The 6,066-nt window shown below is 36.8% G+C and carries 9 protein-coding genes and 2 pseudogenes; 5 read left to right on the plus strand and 6 right to left on the minus strand.

Features of this window, described 5'->3' with window-relative positions:
• Positions 1 to 122 precede the first annotated feature (122 nt).
• Both IQ228_RS18785 and IQ228_RS18790 read left to right on the plus strand, forming a co-directional pair.
• Positions 123 to 561 (plus strand): annotated as a pseudogene (locus IQ228_RS18785) (SagB/ThcOx family dehydrogenase); the annotation flags it as partial.
• Between the two features lie 18 nt (positions 562 to 579).
• Positions 580 to 954: a hypothetical protein gene (locus IQ228_RS18790; protein WP_193963904.1), complete on the plus strand. Its 375-nt coding sequence runs from the start codon at positions 580 to 582 to the stop codon at positions 952 to 954.
• 26 nt (positions 955 to 980) lie between these two features.
• On the opposite strand, the gene IQ228_RS18795 is transcribed toward IQ228_RS18790, so the two are convergent.
• Positions 981 to 1,454: a hydrogenase maturation protease gene (locus IQ228_RS18795; protein ID WP_193963905.1), complete on the minus strand. Its 474-nt coding sequence runs from the start codon at positions 1,452 to 1,454 to the stop codon at positions 981 to 983.
• Between the two features lie 247 nt (positions 1,455 to 1,701).
• Here IQ228_RS18795 and IQ228_RS18800 point away from each other — a divergent pair, with 247 nt between their 5' ends.
• Positions 1,702 to 2,070: an SET domain-containing protein gene (locus tag IQ228_RS18800; protein ID WP_193963912.1), complete on the plus strand. Its 369-nt coding sequence runs from the start codon at positions 1,702 to 1,704 to the stop codon at positions 2,068 to 2,070.
• Between the two features lie 229 nt (positions 2,071 to 2,299).
• Here the strand turns inward: IQ228_RS18800 and IQ228_RS18805 are convergent.
• The 5 genes and pseudogenes from IQ228_RS18805 to IQ228_RS18825 all read right to left on the minus strand — a co-directional run.
• Positions 2,300 to 2,596: pseudogene (locus tag IQ228_RS18805) on the minus strand (hypothetical protein); the annotation flags it as partial.
• A gap of 193 nt (positions 2,597 to 2,789) precedes the next feature.
• Complete coding sequence (locus IQ228_RS18810; protein ID WP_027401670.1) at positions 2,790 to 3,014, minus strand: hypothetical protein; 225 nt, start codon at positions 3,012 to 3,014, stop codon at positions 2,790 to 2,792.
• Between the two features lie 8 nt (positions 3,015 to 3,022).
• Positions 3,023 to 3,286, minus strand: a complete 264-nt coding sequence (locus IQ228_RS18815) for a hypothetical protein (RefSeq protein WP_027401671.1) — start codon at positions 3,284 to 3,286, stop codon at positions 3,023 to 3,025.
• 21 nt (positions 3,287 to 3,307) lie between these two features.
• On the minus strand, positions 3,308 to 4,288 hold the full coding sequence (locus tag IQ228_RS18820) for a hypothetical protein (protein WP_193963914.1): 981 nt from the start codon (positions 4,286 to 4,288) through the stop codon (positions 3,308 to 3,310).
• A gap of 201 nt (positions 4,289 to 4,489) precedes the next feature.
• Complete coding sequence (locus IQ228_RS18825) at positions 4,490 to 5,089, minus strand: molybdenum cofactor guanylyltransferase (protein ID WP_193963916.1); 600 nt, start codon at positions 5,087 to 5,089, stop codon at positions 4,490 to 4,492.
• A 212-nt stretch (positions 5,090 to 5,301) separates the two neighbouring features.
• On the opposite strand from IQ228_RS18825, the gene IQ228_RS18830 reads away from it, so the two are divergent.
• Together IQ228_RS18830 and IQ228_RS18835 are read left to right on the plus strand one after the other, a co-directional pair.
• Positions 5,302 to 5,763, plus strand: coding sequence for a nitrate reductase associated protein (locus tag IQ228_RS18830; RefSeq protein ID WP_193963917.1), 462 nt, complete (start codon positions 5,302 to 5,304; stop codon positions 5,761 to 5,763).
• 51 nt (positions 5,764 to 5,814) lie between these two features.
• The gene (locus IQ228_RS18835) at positions 5,815 to 6,018 is read left to right on the plus strand and encodes an RNA-binding S4 domain-containing protein (RefSeq protein ID WP_027401675.1); all 204 of its coding nucleotides are present in this window, start codon (positions 5,815 to 5,817) and stop codon (positions 6,016 to 6,018) included.
• Positions 6,019 to 6,066 lie beyond the last annotated feature (48 nt).

A 6,066-nucleotide genomic window follows, 5' to 3' on the forward strand; every position in this document is an offset into this window, starting at 1 on the left:
CTCCAAACCTCTCCCCGACGCGGGGAGAGGCTTTGAAAACCCCATTCCCTGGTAGGGAAGGGGGGCAGGGGGGTTAGGTTTTTGGAGATTATGGGTTTCATCTGATACTTTTCAAACAACCTCTTAGGCGTTTTCAAAAGCAGTCTATTCCTCAAAATATCTATTGGCAAATTTTGTAAGCAGTTCAACAACCAATCCCAACAGAGAATTTTGAGGAAATAGAAATTTACTCAGTGGTGCATGATATCGAGGGAATTTCACCAGGGTTATATAAAAATACACATCTCATTAAAGCAGGTAACTTTCGGGAAAAAACAGGTTATTTGTACATCAATCAAGCTATGGCTAGAGATTGTGCTGTGACGAGAGTTTTTTGTGTCCGATTATTTGAGTTATCAAACTGCTATGCAATTAGCCGGATTTGTCGGACAGGGAGTGTATTTATTTAGCAACTATTGGGGAATAGATTGGAGTGGTATTGGTGCTTTCTATGATGATGAAACCCAGTCCTTTCTAGAAACCAATAAGGACATCTTGTACGCAATGGCAATTGGTAAATAAATAGGAAAATAACGGGAAATGGCGACAACAGAACCTGAATTCCATGCTGATGATAAGCACCCTATACAGCCAACATCAGCAGATATTATGCTTCGGCAACAACTGGAACATTCAATTAGCAAATACTTTTATGAAGGATGCGATCGCATTATTCATAGTTTGTTGTCTAATTGTCGTTGGTATACCACAACTCACGCGAGTATTTTGACTTTAGTAATTGAATGCCCTGACCAAGTTACTAACTGGCAAATTTTGCAACAAATTGTCCCTATGGCAAATGTTCTTTATGGCATTGTTAGTAGTGCCAAAATCCGGGTTTGTCCTCCCGACATTCAAACTGTACCCTTTGAAATGAGAGTAGATGAGTTGCCAGTTTATCGTGATTGGATCTGATGTAATTGAGGATTTGAGATTGTTGATTAAGCCATCACATTCTGTTGGATAATTATAATTAGTTCGGCAAAAACTAAATTAGCAGAACGTTGCACAATAGGACTTAATTCCAGTCCAAAATCCAGATTTTCAGCTTCAATTAAATAGACTGTCACCTCTTGGGGAAAATCATCTAAGAAGATTTTTCTCCCAGCAGCCAAGGCATGATCCCAACGAAAATCATGTAAGTTGTAACTAGGTTCGGGCAGTGCTTCTAGTTCATTCCCTGGGACTCTAAATATAGCACCTGCCTCTGAACCTGTGCAACTAGCATCAAGAATAATTAATCTTTCGCTACCTCTCGCTTGAAACATCACTTCCATTCCCGCAGTTCCACAATCAAAAACGCGGATGTTGGGGTGAGGATTTTGGGCGAGATGTTGCTGTAAACGTTGGGCAATAATTACGCCAACAGCATCATCATTCCGATTCAGATTGCCACAACCAATGATAGTTAGCATGGGATATTTATAATAACATGAATATTATCAACTTCGCACAGAAAATTAAAATTTACGGAAATTATGACTACATCTTTGATCATTGACCTTATAGTAGCTATAGCAGCCAAGATCCCCGACTTCTTTTGTAATCATGTTTATAAACTATCAAACAATGTTCAGAAGTCGGGGATCTGATATTTATTTTCTCTGCGTTTATCTGTAGTGGCTAGTCAAAAATCATTCTTATCCATGACAGAATTGCTATATGCTAGTATTTCGTGATACAGAGACTAAAGGTAGAGGTATATTTGCCCAGCAAGAGTTTGCTAAAGGAGATTTAATTGAAACATCCCCTGTGATTATTATTCCTAAACAGCAAGTTAAGTTAATTACTAAGACGGTGTTATTAAATTATTATTTTGGTTGGCATGGAGAAAGCGGGGCAATAGGTTTAGGTTTTGCTTCTCTTTTTAATCATTCTTATCATCCCAATGCACTTTATATTAAGAATTTTGCGAAAAATATCATTGATATTGTTGCTTATAAATATATTCGGGAAGGTCAGGAAATTACTATTAATTATAATGGACAGGTTGATGATATTTCTCCTGTATGGTTTGATGTGGAAGATTAACCAAATATGAAACCCCTCTGGTAAACCTCTCCTTTGCACCTCTCCCTAACCCTCTCCTAAGAGGAGAGGGAAAAGGAATAATATTTAATACTGGAGAGGCTTTGAACCTTGTTCTTTGTATGATAAAAAAGTCCAGCTTCTAGCCGTTTTGAGTATAGTCAGCTAAAGCTGACTTTTGATATTAGCCATGGCTTCGCCACGCAGGCTATCAGAATTCATTCTGAGGTGGACTTTGTAAGCTGGGACGAATTTCTGCTAATGCTGTTTGGATACGTTCTGATAATGGCGGTTTAACTAAATCGTGATATAACAAAACTGCATAAACAATTTCATCATCTACAGCATGACGTAAGGCTAATATATTTTCTTGTTTAAGACTTTTAATTAAATTAGTTAGTGCTGCTTTATGTAGAGATTCAATTGCTCTTTGTAACCCCACAGCTACACAACGTTGACTTTCATCCCAGTTAGCAATAATCGCTTCAAACCGACTGATATCTGTAATCAATTCTTCAAGATTATTCATTATTTTTATGGGTTTATCTGGGGTTAATTAGACATCTCCGGTAAAGATTGTAGAGACGTTCCATGGAACGTCTCTACAGGGGTTTTATGTCACGCGTATTTAATTTTCGGAGATGTCTATTGGTTATTTTGAAATTAGTTTAGGGCGCAGGCCCTGCGCCCCTACGGATTTATTTAGAGAGATTATTAAAACCTCATTTCATTTTAAAATCTTGCAAGAGAAAGGGCATAATTGCACCTGTCGTTAAACTAGCTACACTAATGGGAATACAAAGAGGAATTGATGCTTGTGCTAATAATACTAATATAACCGTGCCAATACCACTAGCAATAATAGTTTGACGCAGAAAATATATGGGGTCACGGAATAGTTTACCCTTGAAAAATAACTTAACAGAAAACCAACTTAATTCTAACATATATGCTCCTAATGATTGGCTAATAAATTCAGGATAAATAACCCTAAAATTACCGCAGGAATTACTCCTGCTGGTGCAAATAAACTACCAATTGTGGCTGCAAATTGATATCCTATATCTTTACCCGCAAGGATAATTCCGCCAATTGCACCACCAATCATTGATAAAATTGCTGCGATGATTAACCAAGTAAATCCTGTGGTGAGATTTAATTCTGTATTTAAACTATGCAAGAATTTGACAAATCCTGGATCATTAACTAAATCAAACATAGTCATTCTCCTATTTTGGGGTTAATTTAAAGCAAATGCCTGGATTTCTGCGGTTAAATCTTGTAGGGCTTTGGCTACTATTTCGGCTTGTTCTAATTGCTTATGTTCTGTAAATATTCGCCAAGCTTCTTGATAGTATTCTTCTGCTTTTAAGAGATTTTGGGGATTCCCTAATTCTGGTTTTTCGAGGTCATCGGGTAAGTTGAAGAGGAGGTTAGCTTTGTTAGAAATTGTATTAGCATATTCTAACGGTGTATCTTGAAGATTACGCACTTTTAAAGCTTCATCATAGGCTAAGACAGCGCGTAAATTATTTTCTACAGGATGGGAACTCACTAGATATTGTAAGGCATTTCCTAAATTATTTTGCAACATTGCATACTCTCTAGGATGGTCAATTATGTTAATATGCTTGAGGGCAATTTCAAAGGATTGAACTGCTAAACCTTGACGTAAAGATTCTTGTGCCGATGACATGGGCATGGAAAGATAGGCGATCGCTATGTTATTATACAAAATCGCATATTCTTGGGGGTAATCTTCCCAAGTAAACACCCGCAAAGCCTGATGATAAGCATGAATACTCTCAGTTATCTGGGCTAAATTATAGGGAACAAGAGATTGTAAAACCAATCCCAAATTCATCTGCACTGCGGCTACTTCCTCCGCCGTTGCCAATTGTTGTAAAATGGGCAAAGCTTCTTCATAATCTGCCCGTGCTTGTTGCAGAAGTTGGGAATCCCCATCAGGAATCATCTGTAATGTCCCTGCAATGCCCACCTTAGCCCGTGCCTTCAGTAAAAGATCCTCCCCGCCACACATCTGATATGCACGCTCAAATAGCCCGATTGCATTGTGTAAATCTTGGGCTGTTTTCGGCTTTTTTTGAAAGCCTGTGCCAATTTCTATCAGCATTTGGATTTTTTCTGCTGTTGTTGCTGACTCGGAAGATATGGATGCAATAGCAGCTTTTACTGCTAAATCTGTAATACTAGATATCATAATTGGCTGATTCTAATCGGTTGGGAAATTGAGTCAATTATTCTTACTATAAAGCAATTTATTCTAAAAATCCTAGAGAGAAATTACGCATATTCATAATAGTTACAACTCAGTTATCACCGCATTAACTGATTTTAGTATCACTATTTTACCAATTATTTTATTTACCAAAAACTAACTATAGTGAGCCTAAATAAATACTTACACAGCACTATTAAAATTAAATAGCATTTCGGGATCTTCCAAAGGCAATACTTCGACATTCTCAGACCTTAACCACTGCTGAAAAGAACGTCCACCTTGTGCAATATACTGAATTAATTCCGGTAAACAACGACGGCGATAAAAACCACATAAAGGTTGCCAAATTTGATTATTTTGTACCAAAGCCGCTATTTTATGGTCTGGAATTGTCTCTAATTGAGATATCCAATCTTGTAATATTTCTAGTCGCAAATTTGGTAAATCACAAGCTAATAACAGAACCCAATTTGTGTCCACTGCTGCTAACCCTTGCATAAAACCTACAAGTGGTCCATGTGTTCGAGGTTCATTGCCAGTTTCCTCAGGTAAAGGAACTTCTGGAATAAATTTACTGTTAGGTGTGAGCAATTTTTGATAACGTTCTGGCCAAGGAGTGACGATATAAACTTTATCAGTACAAGCTTCTGCAATACTACAAATTAATTGCAACATGGGTACACCGCCTATGGGAATTAAGGCTTTATCTCTACCCATGCGAGTGCTTTTACCACCTGCTAAAACAATAGTCGTAACATCATACCGGGAATCAATATTCATGATGTTTGGATTCTATTTAATAAAAATTAACTGTATTTTCTCATAAATCATTTATAATAGCTACATATTATATTTTGTTTTTAACGAACCACAGAGGCACAGAGATCACAGAGGAAGAGAAAAGGAGAAATGTATGCCTACGGCACGTTACATGAATACATCTTGTTTAGGATTGCTATATAAATCTATATTTTATAATTATCACCAATTTTATGACAGAATTTTTTGAATTTGAAGCGGATTTTATTGATTCTTGGCGTTGTATTTCTATGCAAGTGCGCTACAAACTAGATACTTGCGGTATTAAGCTGAAATTAGCCCAATGGAATCTGATGAATCAAGAATCACGTCAAAATTTAATGACATTACCTTGTGATACAGATATTCAAATTCATGATTATAGACATTATATTCAAGAGTTGGTACTGCAACTGACTGGTAAACCTGTAGCTGAATTACCAATTGAAGCTAATCCAGCATGGGTAGATGTTACCACTATTCCTCACAGTGTCCACGAAAAAGCTCAAGAAATAGGTGTGATAATTACAATTGAGGCATGGAAAAGCCTAACTATCTTACAACGGTTTGCCTTAATTAAACTCAGTCGTCCTAGTCATGAGAATAAAAACTTTTTACCGGCTTTGCAAGAATTTAATTTGTTGCCAAAATCCTAAATTCTGATATATTGCTATAGATGATACTTTTTAATTAGTTGGTAAAAGCAAATGATTAAACTCGACCAGTTTTTGAAGTTTTCGGGCATATCCTCTACTGGAGGTCAAGCTAAATGGATGATTGTTGATGGTGAGGTTAAAGTTAATGGGATAGTTGAAACACGGAGAGGACGGAAATTAGTTGATGATGATGAGGTAACAGTAGGAGGAAAAACTTTAAAGGTGGGGGAAATACTCTCAGATACCGTTGATTAATGCTGACATATATAATCTTAACCTTATATATTTTATTTACTATAATAT

This window comes from Dolichospermum sp. LEGE 00246, assembly GCF_015207865.1.
GTDB classification, from domain to species: domain Bacteria; phylum Cyanobacteriota; class Cyanobacteriia; order Cyanobacteriales; family Nostocaceae; genus Dolichospermum; species Dolichospermum heterosporum.